The 15,087-nt window shown below is 71.5% G+C and carries 10 protein-coding genes and 1 tRNA gene; 6 read left to right on the forward strand and 5 right to left on the reverse strand.

Annotated elements, in window-relative coordinates:
- Positions 1–649, forward strand: a 649-nt coding sequence (locus tag OEY_RS0126525) for a P1 family peptidase (RefSeq protein ID WP_010596759.1), incomplete at its 5' end; no start/stop codon positions are given.
- A 5-nt stretch (positions 650–654) separates the two neighbouring features.
- Here OEY_RS0126525 and OEY_RS31005 read toward each other — a convergent pair.
- Positions 655–807 carry a hypothetical protein gene (locus tag OEY_RS31005; RefSeq protein ID WP_010596760.1) on the reverse strand — a complete coding sequence of 51 codons (153 nt, stop codon included), beginning with the start codon at positions 805–807 and terminating at the stop codon, positions 655–657.
- 156 nt (positions 808–963) lie between these two features.
- Between OEY_RS31005 and OEY_RS0126535 the strand changes: the two genes are divergently transcribed.
- The 4 genes from OEY_RS0126535 (at position 964) to rdgB (ending at position 3,897) form a co-directional block, all read left to right on the forward strand.
- The gene (locus OEY_RS0126535; RefSeq protein ID WP_010596761.1) at positions 964–1,590 is read left to right on the forward strand and encodes a rhomboid family intramembrane serine protease; all 627 of its coding nucleotides are present in this window, start codon (positions 964–966) and stop codon (positions 1,588–1,590) included.
- A gap of 124 nt (positions 1,591–1,714) precedes the next feature.
- Positions 1,715–2,476 (forward strand): cyclic nucleotide-degrading phosphodiesterase, encoded by a 762-nt coding sequence (locus OEY_RS0126540; RefSeq protein WP_010596762.1) that lies wholly within the window; start codon positions 1,715–1,717, stop codon positions 2,474–2,476.
- Between the two features lie 13 nt (positions 2,477–2,489).
- A complete protein-coding gene (gene rph, locus OEY_RS0126545) occupies positions 2,490–3,278 on the forward strand; it encodes a ribonuclease PH (RefSeq protein ID WP_010596763.1) in 789 nt (262 codons plus the stop codon).
- Position 3,279: 1 nt separating this feature from the next.
- Entirely contained in the window at positions 3,280–3,897 is a 618-nt protein-coding gene (rdgB, locus tag OEY_RS0126550; RefSeq protein WP_010596764.1) for an RdgB/HAM1 family non-canonical purine NTP pyrophosphatase, read from the forward strand.
- A 141-nt stretch (positions 3,898–4,038) separates the two neighbouring features.
- Here rdgB and OEY_RS0126555 read toward each other — a convergent pair whose 3' ends face one another.
- From OEY_RS0126555 to OEY_RS30150, 4 genes are all read right to left on the reverse strand, one after another.
- A complete protein-coding gene (locus OEY_RS0126555; protein WP_010596765.1) occupies positions 4,039–4,425 on the reverse strand; it encodes a DUF3817 domain-containing protein in 387 nt (128 codons plus the stop codon).
- Positions 4,422–4,841, reverse strand: a complete 420-nt coding sequence (locus tag OEY_RS0126560) for a hypothetical protein (RefSeq protein WP_010596766.1) — start codon at positions 4,839–4,841, stop codon at positions 4,422–4,424. Before OEY_RS0126560 ends, OEY_RS0126555 begins: the two co-directional genes overlap by 4 nt.
- A gap of 71 nt (positions 4,842–4,912) precedes the next feature.
- A tRNA-Leu gene (locus OEY_RS0126565) sits at positions 4,913–4,994 on the reverse strand.
- A 47-nt stretch (positions 4,995–5,041) separates the two neighbouring features.
- Entirely contained in the window at positions 5,042–5,524 is a 483-nt protein-coding gene (locus tag OEY_RS30150; RefSeq protein ID WP_059174781.1) for an HNH endonuclease signature motif containing protein, read from the reverse strand.
- 411 nt (positions 5,525–5,935) lie between these two features.
- Here OEY_RS30150 and OEY_RS0126570 point away from each other — a divergent pair.
- Positions 5,936–15,087: type I polyketide synthase (locus tag OEY_RS0126570; protein WP_010596768.1), on the forward strand; the 9,152-nt coding region annotated here is incomplete at its 3' end.

Genomic DNA, 15,087 nt, shown 5'->3' on the forward strand with positions numbered 1-15,087 from the left:
CACCGCGACCGTCGCGCGCGGCACCGTCGGCGCCGGGGTCGGTGCACGCGCCGGCACCCTCAAGGGCGGCATCGGCACCGCGAGCCTGACCCTGACCGACGGCCCCGCCGCCGGCGTCACCGTCGCCGCCCTCGTCGTCGCCAACCCCGTCGGGGCCGTGTTCGATCCCGAGACGGGCCTGCCGTGGGGCCTCGGGCCCACCCGGGCCGCCCGGCTCGGACTCGTCGCCCCGGCCGCCACCGAGATCGCCGCCGCCAACGCCCTCACACCGAAGGGCACCGCCCTCAACACCACCATCGGCGTCGTCGCCACCGATGCCGACCTGACCGCCGCCGCCTGCCGCCGCGTCGCCGTCGCCGGGCACGACGGACTCGCGCGGGCCGTCCGCCCCGCGCACTCGCCGCTCGACGGCGACACCCTCTTCGCCCTGGCCACCGGGACCGCGACGGTGCCCGCGCCGGCGCGCCCGATCCCCGACGCCTTCGCCCCCGAACTACCCGTGCTGGCCGCCGTGTGCGAGGTGGCCGCCGAGGTCGTCCAGCATGCCGTCGTCGACGCGGTGCTGCACGCGACCGCGGTCGCGGGCATCCCCGCCTACCGCGACCTGTTCCCGTCCGCCTTCACGACCGGGGGCGCCACGTCGCGCTGACGGGCTCAGCCCGGCGCACCCTCCGGCACACGCTTCATCTGGTCACCGCAACAGATCTCCGAATGCGCCATCTCCTCGTTGCACGGGCACGACTTCTCGTAGACGAGCTGCGCACCGCACTTCTCGCAGGCGTAGCGATCTCCGACGCTTCTGGGCACGACTGCCTCCCCGGGTGGACGGTGAGTTCCACGGTAGCCACCGCACCGCCGGAATACTGCGCTTTCCCGGGGCTCGCGCCCGGTGCCGAGCGGGGCGCACGCCGGTAGGCTCGAAGGCCAGGAACACCACGCAGGACACACGCGAAGGGCGAGCGCATGACCGTACCCGACGGTTCCCGTCCCGGGCTCCGGCCCGTCTGGCAGCGCGCCGCGCTCCTGATCGCCGGATTCGTCGCCCTGCTCTACGCAATCGAGGCCGTCGACGCCGCCGCGCCCGCCGAACTCGACTCCGCGGGCATCGAACCGAGAAGCGCCGACGGACTGTGGGGAGTGGTGTTCGCCCCCGTGCTCCACGCCGACTGGGCGCACTTGAGCGCCAACACCATTCCTCTGCTCGTGCTCGGATTCCTCGTGCTCGTCTCCGGGATCGGCCGCGGTCTGGCCGCCACCGCGATCATCTGGATCGTCGGGGGACTCGGTACCTGGCTCACCGCCGGTGCCGGCTTCGTGCACATCGGTGCGTCGATCCTCGTCTTCGGCTGGCTCACCTACCTGATCACGCGCGGCATCTTCACCCGGCAGGCGAACCAGATCGTCATCGGCGTGATCGTGCTGTTCGTCTACGGCAGCATCCTGTGGGGCGTGCTGCCCAGCGACCCGCGTGTCTCCTGGCAGGGGCACCTCTTCGGCGCCGTGGGCGGCGTTCTGGCCGCGTGGCTGCTCTCCGCCGACGAGCGTCGCCGGCGGCGTTCGCCGGCCGTGCCGACCTCGCCGTACCGGTGAGACGCACCCCCTCCCGGCAACTGACCGATCGGTAGGATCACAGCGTCGGCGCGACTGTGACATCTCTCGATCAATACCCGTGTTGGCTTCGTCGCAACCACAGGGACGTGGCAGCATGAGCCCCATGCGCATGACCGTCCTGGGGTGTTCCGGCAGCGTGGCCGGTCCGGATTCCGCCGCGTCGGGCTACCTGATCACCGCCCCGGGCACCCCGCCCCTGGTGATCGACTTCGGCCCCGGGGTCCTCGGGGCATTGCAGCGGTACGCCGATCCCGGCGAGGTCTCGCTGTTGCTCTCGCACCTGCACGCCGACCACTGCCTCGACATCCCGGGCCTGCTCGTCTGGCGGCGCTACTCCCCGAACCGCCCCACCGGACGCACCCTCGTCTACGGCCCCTCGGACACCAGCGTCCGCATCGGAGCCGCCTCCGCCGAGATCGCCGGCGAGATGGACGACGTCAGCGACACCCTGGACGTGCGTCCCCTCGCCGACGGAGAAGCCTTCCGCTTCGGCGCACTCACCATCCGCCCCGGCCGGGTCGACCACCCGCCCGAGGCATACGGATTCCGCATCACCAGCGACTCCGGACGCACCGTCGTCTACACCGGCGACACCGGCATGTGCGACGAGGTCGTCGACCTCGCGCGCGGTGCCGACGTCCTGCTGTCCGAAGCCTCCTGGACCCATGCGCCCGACGACCGGCCCGGCGGCATCCACCTCTCCGGCACCGAAGCCGGCCTGGTCGCCGCGCGTGCCGGGGTGGGGGAGTTGCTGCTCACCCACATCCCGCCGTGGACCTCGCGCGAGGACGTCATCGCCGAAGCCAAGGAGCAGTATTCCGGGCCCGTCCACGCGGTGTCCGCCGGGGACGTCTACCGCATCTAATAGGCTCGTCCGGGTGACCACACGAGAAGACGGCAGAGCGGACGACGAACTCCGCCCCATCCGGATCACCCGAGGATTCACCAACCACCCCGCGGGCTCGGTGCTCGTGGAATTCGGCCAGACCCGCGTCATGTGCACCGCCAGCGTCGAAGAAGGCGTACCACGCTGGCGCAAGGGTTCCGGTCTCGGCTGGCTCACCGCCGAATACGCGATGCTCCCCGCCGCCACCCACACCCGCAGCGGCCGCGAATCCGTCAAAGGCAAGCTCGGCGGGCGCACCCAGGAGATCAGCCGCCTCGTCGGCCGCGCCCTGCGCGCCTGCATCGACCTCGCCGCGCTCGGCGAGAACACCATCGCCATCGACTGCGACGTCCTGCAGGCCGACGGCGGCACCCGCACCGCCGCCATCACCGGCGCCTACGTCGCGCTCGCCGACGCCGTCACGTGGCTCAGCGCTGCGGGCCGCCTCACCGACCCGCAGCCCATCTCGTGCGCCATCGCCGCCGTGAGCGTCGGCGTCGTCGACGGCCGCGTCCGTCTCGACCTGCCCTACGAGGAGGACGTGCGCGCCGAGGTCGACATGAACGTCATCGCCACCGACACCGGCACCCTCGTCGAGGTCCAGGGCACCGGCGAAGGTGCGACGTTCGCCCGCTCCACCCTCGACAAGATGCTCGACTCCGCGCTCGCCGGCATCGCCGAACTGTGCGAGATCCAGAAGCAGGCGCTCGAAGCGCCCTACCCGGGCACGCTCCCGCAGCCCGTGACACCCGAGCGCACCCGGAAGAAGTTCGGTGTCTGAGATGGTGCGGGTGCTCGTGGCGAGTCGCAACGCGAAGAAGCTGCGCGAGCTGCAGCGCGTCCTCGACTCCGCCGGGATCGCCGGGATCGACCTCGTCGGCCTCGACGCGGTGCCGCCCTACGACGAGGCGCCCGAGACCGGCGCGACGTTCGAGGAGAACGCGGCCGCCAAGGCGCGCGACGGCGCAGCCGCGACCGGAATGGCTTGCGTCGCAGACGATTCCGGTCTCGAAGTCGATGCCCTCAACGCGATGCCCGGGGTGCTGTCCGCGCGCTGGTCGGGACGGCACGGCGACGACCACGCCAACACCGAACTGCTGCTCGGGCAGCTGCAGGACGTCCCCGACGAGCGACGCGGGGCGGCGTTCGTCTCCGCCTGCGCCCTCGCCGTCCCCGGTGACGACGGCGAGATCGCGGTGCACGTCGTGCGCGGGGAGTGGCGCGGCGCCATCGTCCACAGCCCCCGAGGCGCCAACGGGTTCGGCTACGACCCGGTGTTCCGGCCGGAAGGCGAGGACCGCACCGCAGCCGAACTCAGCGCCGAGGAGAAGGACGCGTCGTCGCACCGCGGGCGGGCGCTGGCACAGCTCGTGCCGGACCTCGCCGCGCTCGCGCGCTAGACCGCCGCACCGAGCCGAGGATTCGAGCGCTGAGGATTCGAAGGCTGGGATTCGAGGGCTGGGGATTCGAGCGGATAAACGGAATCCGCCCACGCCGTGGCGTGGGCGGATTCCGGTCGATCGCGTGGATGTGGGCCGGCGTCAGACGCCGAAATCGGCCTTGACCTGTTTCGTGCGCTGGTGCTCGACGAAGAACGACAGGAACGGGATCGTCCCGGCGAGGAGGGTGCCGATCGTGCGGCCCGCGGGCCAGCGCACCTTGATCGCCAGGTCGAGCGTGAGCACGAGATACACCGCGTAGACCCAGCCGTGGACCACGGCGATCCAGCCGGGAACGTTCTCGACCTTCAGGATGTACTTCGCGACCATCTCGCCGGTGAGCACGAGCAGCCACACGCCGGTGATCCACGCGAGCGCGCGATACCGGGTCAGGGCCGAGGCGATCTTCTTCCGGTCGGCTTCCGGGCGGGACTGCGGCGTGGTCGAACCGCTCGTCTGGTCGGGTGCCTGCTCGGGGGTCGTGCTCACTGAGCGCTCCTATCGGACCTGCGCGCCAGCTGCGCGAGGTAATCGTTGTACTCCAGCATCTGCCGGGCCTCCGGGTCGTCCGGATCGACGTCCGCGTTCGGATCGAACTGCGCGCGGGGCCGCTGGGGGAGGAGATCCTCGGGAATCTCGGTGGGTTCCTTCGGTTCCGACGCGCGCGGCGCCCCCGTGGCCTGACTCTCGGCGTCCTCGGTCTCGAGCTTCACGAACCGGCGATAGGCGTACACGCAGAAGAAGGCGAACGCGGGCCACTGCAGTGCGTAGCCGAGGTTCTGGAACGTGCCGCCCACGGCCTCGAACCGGGTCCACTGCCAGAAGCCGAGACCGAGGCAGCCGGCCGCGGCGACCGTCACCAGTACGACGAGGGCAAGGCGACGCGGCGGGCGGTTCTCGGACACGCCCTCAAAAGTACCCGAGCGGCCCCCCGACCTGCCAAGAGCGGTCGGGGGCCGTGGGAGAGGTCACGTAGTGCGCGAGGGGGGACTTGAACCCCCACGTCCGAAGACACGGCGTCCTAAGCGCCGCGCGTCTGCCTGTTCCGCCACTCGCGCGTACCAGCGTCACTTTACGCGATCACATCGGTGCTTCTTCGCTCGACCTATAGGGCTCCGAAGCGCTTTCTCCCTGCCCACGTCGGCGTTTGACTGTGGCAGTTGGGGCACAGGAATCGGATGTTCTCCGGACGGGAGTCGTTCGGATTCCCGTCGATGTGATCGACATGGAGCGTGATCGGAAAATCGCACCATTGATCCCCGAGGCCGCACCTCTCGCACTTGTACGCGCGGCCGGACTCGACGAGGGCGCGGCGGAGCAGAGGCGGTTTCTGTCGGGGAGCGCCGGTCGGTTTGCGGACGAGAACCTCCTTCCATTCGAGACGGTTCAGCGCACGCCCACCCCTGGTGTGCGCCGATCCAGTGAAGTGTGACGTGTCGATGCCCAGCTTCTTGATCCGCCGGCTCAGGTGGTGGTGCGAACCCCCGCTCGGAACGAGACCGAGGTAGCGCATGACCCCCGCCACGCTCGTCGAGCTTCGGACCGCTTCCTCGAGAATTTCCAATGTGTACTTCGTCGACCGCCCCATCATCCCCCCCCCCGTATCGAATGTGTGTTCGATTCGAAGACTGTATCCGGCGGTTCTGACAAAACGCGGAAAACGCTCTCATGCACGCGTTTCGCGGCCCGTCAAGATGGTAACGATTGTGTAACGATAAACGTGAGGGATTCCTCAGGTTGATGGACGTCCTCGTAGCCGCGCAGCCTGCGCCGACTCTCCCTACCGGTGAGTCACTTCTCCGACCTGCTGTGAGTGATCTCACGCGCCCTTCCGTACCCGGTAACCCGCACGGAACAAAACATGAGGAACCCCTCATGATTTTGTGTCACTCTTGGGTAGCCCGAACGAGCAGATCAGAGCCATCAGAACGCCAACGGCGGCGCGGGCGGCCAACGAGAGAACCACGCCCTCGAGGTGTTCAGGAGAGGAACTACACGCGTGACGATCGACGAGACCACACCAGCCGACAACGGACGGAACTCGAAGGCATCACGACGCACCGGCGACCGGGGGATCGGCCCCGCCTCCCGAAAGGGCGCGCTGGTCGACAAGCTCCTCGCCGGGGAGTCGTACGCCCTCGCCTTCGGCGGCCAGGGTGCCCCGTGGCTCAGCTCCCTCGAGGAACTCAGCCGCGACAACGGACTCGAGCCGGTCCTGACCGAACTGGTCAACGAGGCCGACGCGCTGCTCGCGCCCGTCGCACACGACCTCGTCGTGGTGCGCCCGAGCGGCTTCGACCCCATCGCTTGGATGCTCGAGCAGGAAGTCGCCGACGAGGACGAGACGCCCGTCGCCGGTCCCTCCGAGACCACACTGACCTCCGCCGCGGTGTCGCTGCCCGGCGTGTTCCTGACCCAGGTGGCCGCGCTGCGCGCGCTGGCGAACCAGGGCCTCGACGTGACCGCGCAGGCCCCGGCCGCCGTGATCGGCCACTCCCAGGGCGTGCTCGCCGTCGCGGCCACCGAGGCCGCCGGCGCCAAGGACGGGCAGATCCTCGCGATCGCCCAGCTCATCGGTGCCGCTGCCACCCTCGTCGGCCGTCGCCGCGGCATCATCTCCGGCGCCGAGCGCTTCCCGATGCTCGCCGTCGCCAACGTCGACCCCGAGCGCCTGCGCGCCGTCGTCGCCGAGGTCTTCGCCGACCAGGATCCGCAGCGGTCCGCCGTCGTCGCCATCCGCAACGCCCGTCGCCGTGTCGTGCTGTCCGGTCCGCCGGCCGCACTGGCGCGCGTGCAGCAGCGCTGCGAGGAGATCGCCGCCGCGGAGACCCGCGAGCGGGATGCGAAGAAGCGCGGCGGTGCCGTGTTCGCCCCGACCTTCGAGCCGGTCTCCGCCGAGATCGGTTTCCACCACCCCGCGCTGGCCGACGCTGTCGAGCAGGTCGCCGACTGGGCGTCGCGCTGCGGCCTGGACGCCGACCTCGCCCGTTCGCTGGCGCAGGAAGTGCTCGTCGACCCTGTCGACTGGGTCGCCCTCGTCGACGACGCCGTCGCGGCCGGTGCCTCGTGGATCCTGGATCTGGGTCCCGGTGAGCTGCTGACGCGGATGACCAGCTCGGGCCTGCGGGGCCAGGGTGTGGGCATCATCGCCGCCGCGACCCGCGGCGGTCAGCGCAACCTGCTAACCCCGGGCGCGGAGCCCGAGGTGCCGCAGCCGTGGTCCGCATTCGCGCCGAAGCCGGTCACCCTGCCCGACGGCCGTCAGGGTGTCGAGACGGCGTTCACGCGCCTGACCGGCCGTTCGCCGATCCTGCTGGCCGGCATGACGCCGACCACCGTCGATCCGAAGATCGTCGCCGCCGCGGCCAACGCCGGCCACTGGGCCGAGCTCGCCGGTGGCGGTCAGGTCACCGAGCAGATCTTCGCCGACCACGTCGAGGAGCTGAAGGGGCTGCTCGAGCCGGGCCGCGCCGTGCAGTTCAACTCGATGTTCCTCGACCCGTACCTGTGGAAGCTGCACGTGGGTGGCAAGCGGCTCGTGCCGCGGGCCCGCGCCGCGGGCGCACCGTTCGACGGTGTGGTCGTCACCGCCGGCATCCCCGAGCTCGAGGAAGCCGTCTCGATCATCGAGGAGCTGACCGAGGCCGGCATCAGCTACGTCGCGTTCAAGCCGGGCACCGTCGCGCAGATCCGCTCGGTGATCCGCATCGCGAACGAGGTGCCGAACTACCCGGTCATCGTCCACATCGAGGGCGGCCGCGCCGGTGGCCACCACTCGTGGGAGGACCTCGACGACCTGCTGCTCGCCACCTACGCCGAGCTGCGCACCCGATCCAACCTGGTGCTGTGCGTCGGCGGTGGCATCGGTACCCCCGAGCGGGCTGCCGACTACCTGACCGGCCGCTGGTCCACCGCCCACGGCTTCCCGGCGATGCCGCTCGACGGCATCCTGGTCGGCACCGCGGCGATGGCGACCCTCGAGGCGACCACGTCGCCCGAGGTCAAGCGGATGCTCGTCGAGACCCCCGGCACTCCGGACTGGGTCGGCGCCGGCACCGCCTCCGGCGGCATGGCCTCCGGCCGGAGCCAGCTGGGCGCGGACATCCACGAGATCGACAACGCGGCGTCCCGCACGGGCCGCCTGCTCGACGAGGTCGCGGGCGATGCCGAGGCCGTGGCCGCACGCCGCGACGAGATCATCGCCGCGCTGGACGTCACCGCGAAGCCGTACTTCGGCGACGTCGCGGAGATGACCTACGGGCAGTGGCTCACCCGCTACCTCGAGCTCGCCGTCGGCTCGCAGGAGGTGGCCGACGCGGCCGAGAACCCGTGGATCGACGTCACCTGGCGTGAGCGTTTCCGCGAGATGCTGCAGCGTGCCGAGTCCCGGCTGCACCCGGCCGATCGTGGCCCGATCCCGACGCTGTTCGCCGACGATGCGGCCCTCGACCGGCCGTACGCGGCGCTGGCGGCGCTGACCGGGCAGTTCCCGGATGCCGATTCGGTGGTCCTGCACCCGGCCGACGTCCCGTTCTTCGTCGCGCTGTGCCGCGCCCCGGGCAAGCCGGTGAACTTCGTGCCGGTGGTCGACCAGGACGTGCGTCGCTGGTGGCGGTCCGATTCCCTGTGGCAGGCCCACGATCCGCGCTACAGCGCCGATCAGGTCTGCATCATCCCGGGCACCGTCGCCGTCGCGGGCATCACCCGCGCCGACGAGCCCGTCGGTGAGCTGCTCGACCGGTTCGAGAAGGCCACCGTCGACGAGTTGGTCGCGGCCGGTGTCGAGCCGGTGCAGATCGCCGCTCGCCGTCACCAGGACCTTGCGTCCGGTCTGCTCGACGCCGTGCTGTCGGCTCCGGATGTGAACTGGGCCGGCCGGCAGACCGTGAACCCGGTACACCGCCTCGGCGACCTGGACGAGTGGTCCGTCGAGTCCGACACCGCCGCCGTGCACGCCGCGACGGGCGCCACCCTGAGCGTCCTCGACGCCGAGCACGTGGGCCTGACGGTGCCGCTCGCGGGGGACAAGACCGTCGAGATCCGCCTGACCGTGCCGGCCGCCGTGCACACCGGTGGCGCTCCCGTCGTCACCGCGGAGGACGCGTCGGCGTCCATGTCGGCGCTGCTCGGTGTCGCCGCGGGCCAGGAGCTGCCCGCCGTGAAGAAGGGCGCGGCCCGCATCACCCTCGGCTGGCTGCCGGAGAAGATCGCCGACCATGCCGGTGTCACGGGTTCGGGACTGCCGTCGACCCTGACCCCCAGTGCCCACGGTGTCCCCGACGTCCTCGTCGGCGCGTGCTGGCCGGCGGTGTTCGCCGCGCTCGGCGCCGCGCAGACCGACGACAGCCTGTCGGTGATCGAGGGCATGCTCGACCTGGTCCACCTCGACCACGCCGTGGACGTGAAGGACGGTCTGCCGACCGATCCGTCCATCCTGGGTGTCAAGGCCGAGGTGCAGGACGTGGTCGACACCGACCTCGGCCGGGTGGTCGAGGTGCACGTGGAGATCACCGCCGACAACGGCAACGGTTCCGGCGACGCCACGGTCGCGACGCTGATCGAGCGCTTCGCGATCCGTGGCCGCATCGGCAAGGCGGAGCTGGCCGATCCGGTCCGCGCCGGCGGTGCCGTGAGCGAGGACGCGGTGGAGACCCCGCGTCGTCGTCGCCGCGACGCCGTGATCGTCGCCCCGATCGACATGAGCGCCTTCGCGCGTGTCTCGGGCGACCACAACCCGATCCATACCTCGGACAATGCCGCCCTGCTGGCCGGCCTGGGCACCCCGATCGTGCACGGCATGTGGCTCTCGGCCGCCGCCCAGCAGGTCGTCACCGCCCTCGAGGCCGACGCCAAGCTGCCGGCCCGCCGCCTGACGGCGTGGACCGCGCGGTTCCTCGGCATGGTGCGCCCCGGCGCGCAGATCGACGTGCGAGTCGACCGCATCGCGACCGACCGCGGCGCCGAGATCGTCGAGGTGGGCTGCCGCGTGGACGGCGACCTGGTGATGGTCGCCACCGGCCGCACCGCTGCCCCGCGCACGGTGTACGCGTTCCCCGGCCAGGGCATCCAGCGGCCCGGCATGGGCCTGGACGCGCGTGCCCGCAGCAAGGCCGCCCGGGAGATCTGGGATCGCGCCGACAAGCACACCCGCAAGGCCCTGGGCTTCTCCATCCTGGCCGTGGTGCGCGACAACCCGACCGTGCTCAAGGCCCGCGGTGTCACCCACAAGCACCCGGACGGCGTGCTGCACCTGACCCAGTTCACGCAGGTCGCGATGGCGACCCTGGGTGTCGCCCAGATCGCGGAACTGCGTGAGGCCGGCGCCTTCGTCGAGGGCGCGTTCCTGGCCGGTCACTCGGTGGGCGAGTACAACGCCCTCGCCGCGGTGGCCGGGGTGCTGCCGCTCGAGGCGGTGCTCGAGGTGGTGTTCAGCCGTGGCTCGGCGATGCACGCCCTCGTGCCGCGCGACGAGCACGGCCGCTCGAACTACCGCATGGCCGCGATCCGTCCGTCGCAGTTCGGTGTCGCCGACGCCGATCTCGAGGCGTTCGTCGCCGGGGTCGCGGAGGAGACCGGGGAGTTCCTGCAGATCGTCAACCTGAACCTGCGCGGCTCGCAGTACGCGATCGCCGGCACGGTCGCCGGTCTCGAGGTCCTCGAGTCCGTGATCGAGCGCAAGGTCGCCGAGTTCGGTGGCAAGCGGGCGTTCATCCTGGTTCCGGGTATCGACGTGCCGTTCCACTCGACCGTCCTGCGCGGCGGCGTGGACGACTTCCGGGAGCGTCTGCTGAACCTGCTGCCGGAGCAGATCGATCCCGACATCCTCATCGGCCGCTACATCCCGAACCTGGTGCCCAAGCCGTTCGACCTGGGCTGGGAGTTCGTCCAGGAGATCGCGGACCTGGTGCCGTCCGAGCCGCTGGCCGAGGTCCTCGCGGACTTCGACACCTGGGCGGCCGATCGCTCGAAGCTGTGCCGCGTGGTGCTCGCCGAGCTGCTCGCGTGGCAGTTCGCGTCCCCGGTCCGCTGGATCGAGACGCAGGACCTGCTGTTCGCCGACGAGGCCGACGGTGGCCTGGGCGTGGAGCGGTTCGTCGAGGTCGGCCTCGGTGCCGCCCCGACGGTCGCGAACCTGGCGTCGCAGACGCTGAAGCTGCCGGGCCGCTTCGGGCAGCCGGTCGAGGTGCTCAACATCGAGCGCGAGGCCTCGGTCGTGTACTCGACGGACGTCGATCCGGCGCCGGTGGAGGACGACGAGCCGGCCTCGGCCGAGACGTCCGCTGCCGCCCCGGCCGCGGCTGCCGCTCCGGCCGCCGCACCTGCCGCTCCGGCGGGTGGACCGCGTCCGGACGACATCGCGTTCAAGGCCGCCGACGCCACGAAGGTGCTCATCGCCCTGTGGACGAAGCTGCGCCCGGATCAGGTCGGTCCCGCCGACACGATCGAGGCGCTGTGCGACGGGGTGTCCTCGCGGCGCAACCAGCTGCTCGTCGACCTCGGTTCGGAGCTGTCGCTCGGTGCCATCGACGGTGCGGCCGACGCCGACATGGGCGCGCTCGCCGCCACGGTCGATCGCCTGGCCCGCACCTACCGGCCCTTCGGCCCGGTGCTGTCGGATTCCATCAACGACCACCTGCGCAAGGTGTTCGGCCCGTCGGGCAAGCGTCCCGCGTACGTCGCCGACCGTGTCACCAAGGTGTGGGGTCTGGGCGAGGGCTGGGCGTCGCACGTGACCGCGGAGGTCGCGCTCGGCAGCCGGGACGGTTCGTCCGTCCGCGGCGGTGCGCTCGGCGGCCTGTCCGACGGCGCGCTGTCCGACGGCGGTGCCGTCGACAAGCTGATCGATGCGGCGGTGCAGTCGGTCGCCGGTCGCCGCGGCGTCGCGGTGTCGATGCCGTCCGCCGGTGGCGGTGGCGGCGCCACCGTCGACGCTGCCGCGCTCGGCGAGTTCGCCGAGGGCATCACCGGCTCGAACGGTGTGCTCGCCAAGACCGCGCGTCTGATCCTGTCCGAGCTGGGCCTGGCCGACGCGGTCTCGGACCTCGCGGACAAGGCGGACACCGAGCTGGTCGACCTGGTCTCGGCGGAGCTCGGTTCCGACTGGCCGCGGCTGGTCGCCCCGGCGTTCGACGCCCGCAAGGCCGTGCTGATCGACGACCGGTGGGCGACGGCTCGTGAGGACCTGGCCCGCGTGTGGCTCGGTGCCGAGATCGCCGCGGAGCGCTTTGCCGGTGCGGGCGCCACGGTGGCCGCGCACGCGACGTTCTGGGCGGGTAAGGCCACCGAGGCCGGCCGCGCGGAGCTCGCGCAGACCTTCGAGGCGATCGCGACGGCTGCCCGGCAGACCGGCGACGCCGAGTACGCCGGCGAGGTCGCCGTCGTCACCGGCGCCAGCAAGGGCGGGATCGCGGCCGCGGTCGCGGCGAAGCTGCTCGCCGGCGGCGCGACGGTCGTGGTCACCACCTCGAGCCTGAGCGACAGCCGCCTCGGCTTCTACAAGGAGCTGTACGCAGGCAACGCGCGGTCCGGTGCGGCCCTGTGGGTGGTCCCGGCCAACATGGCGTCCTACTCCGACGTCGACGCGTTGGTGCAGTGGCTCGGCACCGAGACCGTGGAGACCGCGGGCGGCGCCAAGAAGCTGATCAAGGAGGCCCTGACCCCGACGCTGCTGTTCCCGTTCGCCGCGCCGCGCGTGGTCGGGTCGATGGCCGACGCCGGTGCCCGCGCCGAGATGGAGATGCGGGTCCTGCTGTGGTCGGTGGAGCGGCTCATCGCGGGGCTGGCCGACATCGGCTACGACCGCGACGTCGACACCCACCTGCACGTCGTGCTGCCGGGTTCGCCGAACCGCGGCAAGTTCGGTGGCGACGGTGCGTACGGCGAGGCGAAGGCCGCGCTGGACGCGATCGTCAACCGCTGGCACGCCGAGCGCACGTGGGCCGAGCGGGTCACCCTCGCCCACGCCCTCATCGGCTGGGTCCGGGGCACGGGCCTGATGGGCGGCAACGATCCGCTGGTCGAGGCCGCCGAGGCCGCCGGGGTGCGCACCTGGTCGACCGACGAGATGGCCGTCGAGCTGCTCAAGCTCGTCACCGCCGGCTCCAAGGAGTCCGCCGCGGCCGCGCCGCTGGTGGCGGATCTGACCGGGGGCCTGTCCGAGGCCGACATCGACCTGCCGGCTCTGGCCAAGCAGGCCCAGGAGGAGGCCGAGGCGAACGCCGCGGCCGAGACCGAGTCCGACGAGGTCACCATTGCGGCGCTGCCCGCGCCGCCGCGCCTGGACGCGACGACGCCCGCGCCGGAATGGAAGGCGCTCGACGTCGATCCCGCCGATCTGGTGGTCATCGTCGGCGCCGGCGAGCTCGGACCGTACGGCTCGGCCCGCACCCGCTTCGAGATGGAGGTCGACGAGGAACTGTCGGCCGCCGGTGTGCTCGAGCTGGCCTGGGTCACGGGCCTGGTGGCGTGGGAGAACGATCCCACGCCGGGCTGGTACGACGCGGAGACCGGCGAGCTGGTGCCCGAGGCGGAGATCGCCGACCGGTACCACGACGCGGTGGTCGAGCGCTGCGGCATCCGCCGCTACGGCGACGACGGCGCGATGATCGACAATGCGGCGCCGCTGCTGACCTCGGTGTTCCTGGACAAGGACCTGTCGTTCGTGGTCGGGTCCGAGGCCGAGGCCCGCGCGTTCGTCGACGCCGACCCGGAGAACACCGTCGCAAGCTCGGTTCCGGACAGCGGTGACTGGACCGTCACCCGCAAGGCCGGCACCGAGATCCGGGTGCCCCGCAAGATGAACCTGACCCGCACGGTCGGTGGCCAGATCCCGACCGGGTTCGACGTCACCAAGTGGGGCATCCCCGCCGACATGGCCGAGTCCGTGGACCGGGTGGGCCTGTGGAACATCGTGACCACGGTCGACGCGTTCCTCTCGAGCGGTTTCACCCCGTCGGAGCTGATGCGCTGGGTGCACCCCTCGTATGTGGCGAACACCCAGGGCACCGGCATGGGCGGCATGACCTCGATGCGGTCGCTGTACATCGACACGCTGCTCGGCGAGTCCCGCGCGAACGACATCCTGCAGGAGGCCCTGCCGAACGTCATCGCCGCGCACGTCGTGCAGTCGTACGTCGGTGGCTACGGCGCGATGGTGCATCCGGTGGCGGCGTGCGCGACGGCCGCGGTCTCGGTCGAGGAGGGTGTCGACAAGATCAAGCTGGGCAAGGCGCAGCTCGTCGTCGCCGGCGGTTTCGACGACCTCGGCATCGAGGGGATCGTCGGGTTCGGTGACATGTCGGCCACCGCGAAGTCGGACGACATGACGGCCAAGGGCATCAGCGATCGCCGGTTCTCCCGGGCCAACGATCGCCGGCGCGGCGGGTTCGTCGAGTCCGCCGGTGGCGGCACGGTCCTGCTCGCCCGCGGCGACCTGGCGCTGGAGATGGGCCTGCCCGTCCTCGGTGTGGTCGCCTGGGCCGGTTCCTTCGCGGACGGCGTGCACACTTCGATCCCGGCCCCGGGCATCGGTGCCCTCGGCGCGGGTCGCGGCGGGCTCGAGTCGGGCCTGGCGCGGGAGCTGCGCAAGCTCGGCGTCACCGCCGACGACATCGCGGTGATCTCCAAGCACGACACCTCCACAGCGGCCAACGACCCGAACGAGGCGGAGCTGCACGAGCGCCTGGCGGGGTCGCTGGGCCGCAGCGACGGTGCGCCGATGTTCGTGGTGTCGCAGAAGTCGCTGACCGGTCACGCCAAGGGCGGCGCGGCGGCGTTCCAGCTGATCGGCCTGTGCCAGGTCCTCAGCCAGGGCATCGTCCCGCCGAACCGCAGCCTGGACTGCGTCGACGACAAGATGGCCGGGTTCGAGCACCTGGTGTGGCCGCGCACCCCGCTCCGCTTCGGCGAGCAGTACGCGCTCAAGGCCGGTCTGCTGACCAGCCTCGGGTTCGGCCACGTGTCGGGGCTGATCGCGGTGGTCCACCCGCAGGCGTTCGTCGAGGCGATCCCGGCGGAGCGCCGGCAGGCCTACGTCGAGCAGGCTCAGGCCCGCGCCGTCGCCGGTAAGCGCCGCCTCGCGGAGGCGATGACCGGGGGTGCGGCCCTGTACCAGCGGCCCGCCGACCGCCGCTTCGGCGGGGGCCCCGGGGC

It is taken from the genome of Rhodococcus sp. P14, assembly GCF_000256505.1.
Lineage (GTDB): Bacteria > Actinomycetota > Actinomycetes > Mycobacteriales > Mycobacteriaceae > Rhodococcus > Rhodococcus ruber.

Excerpts from the sequence above, each read along its gene's own strand:
- OEY_RS30150 (WP_059174781.1), bottom strand. The coding sequence starts at position 5,524 with ATGGGGCGGTCGACGAAGTACACATTGGAAATTCTCGAGGAAGCGGTC.
- OEY_RS0126540 (WP_010596762.1), top strand. The coding sequence starts at position 1,715 with ATGCGCATGACCGTCCTGGGGTGTTCCGGCAGCGTGGCCGGTCCGGAT.
- OEY_RS0126535 (WP_010596761.1), top strand. The coding sequence starts at position 964 with ATGACCGTACCCGACGGTTCCCGTCCCGGGCTCCGGCCCGTCTGGCAG.
- rdgB (WP_010596764.1), top strand. The coding sequence starts at position 3,280 with ATGGTGCGGGTGCTCGTGGCGAGTCGCAACGCGAAGAAGCTGCGCGAG.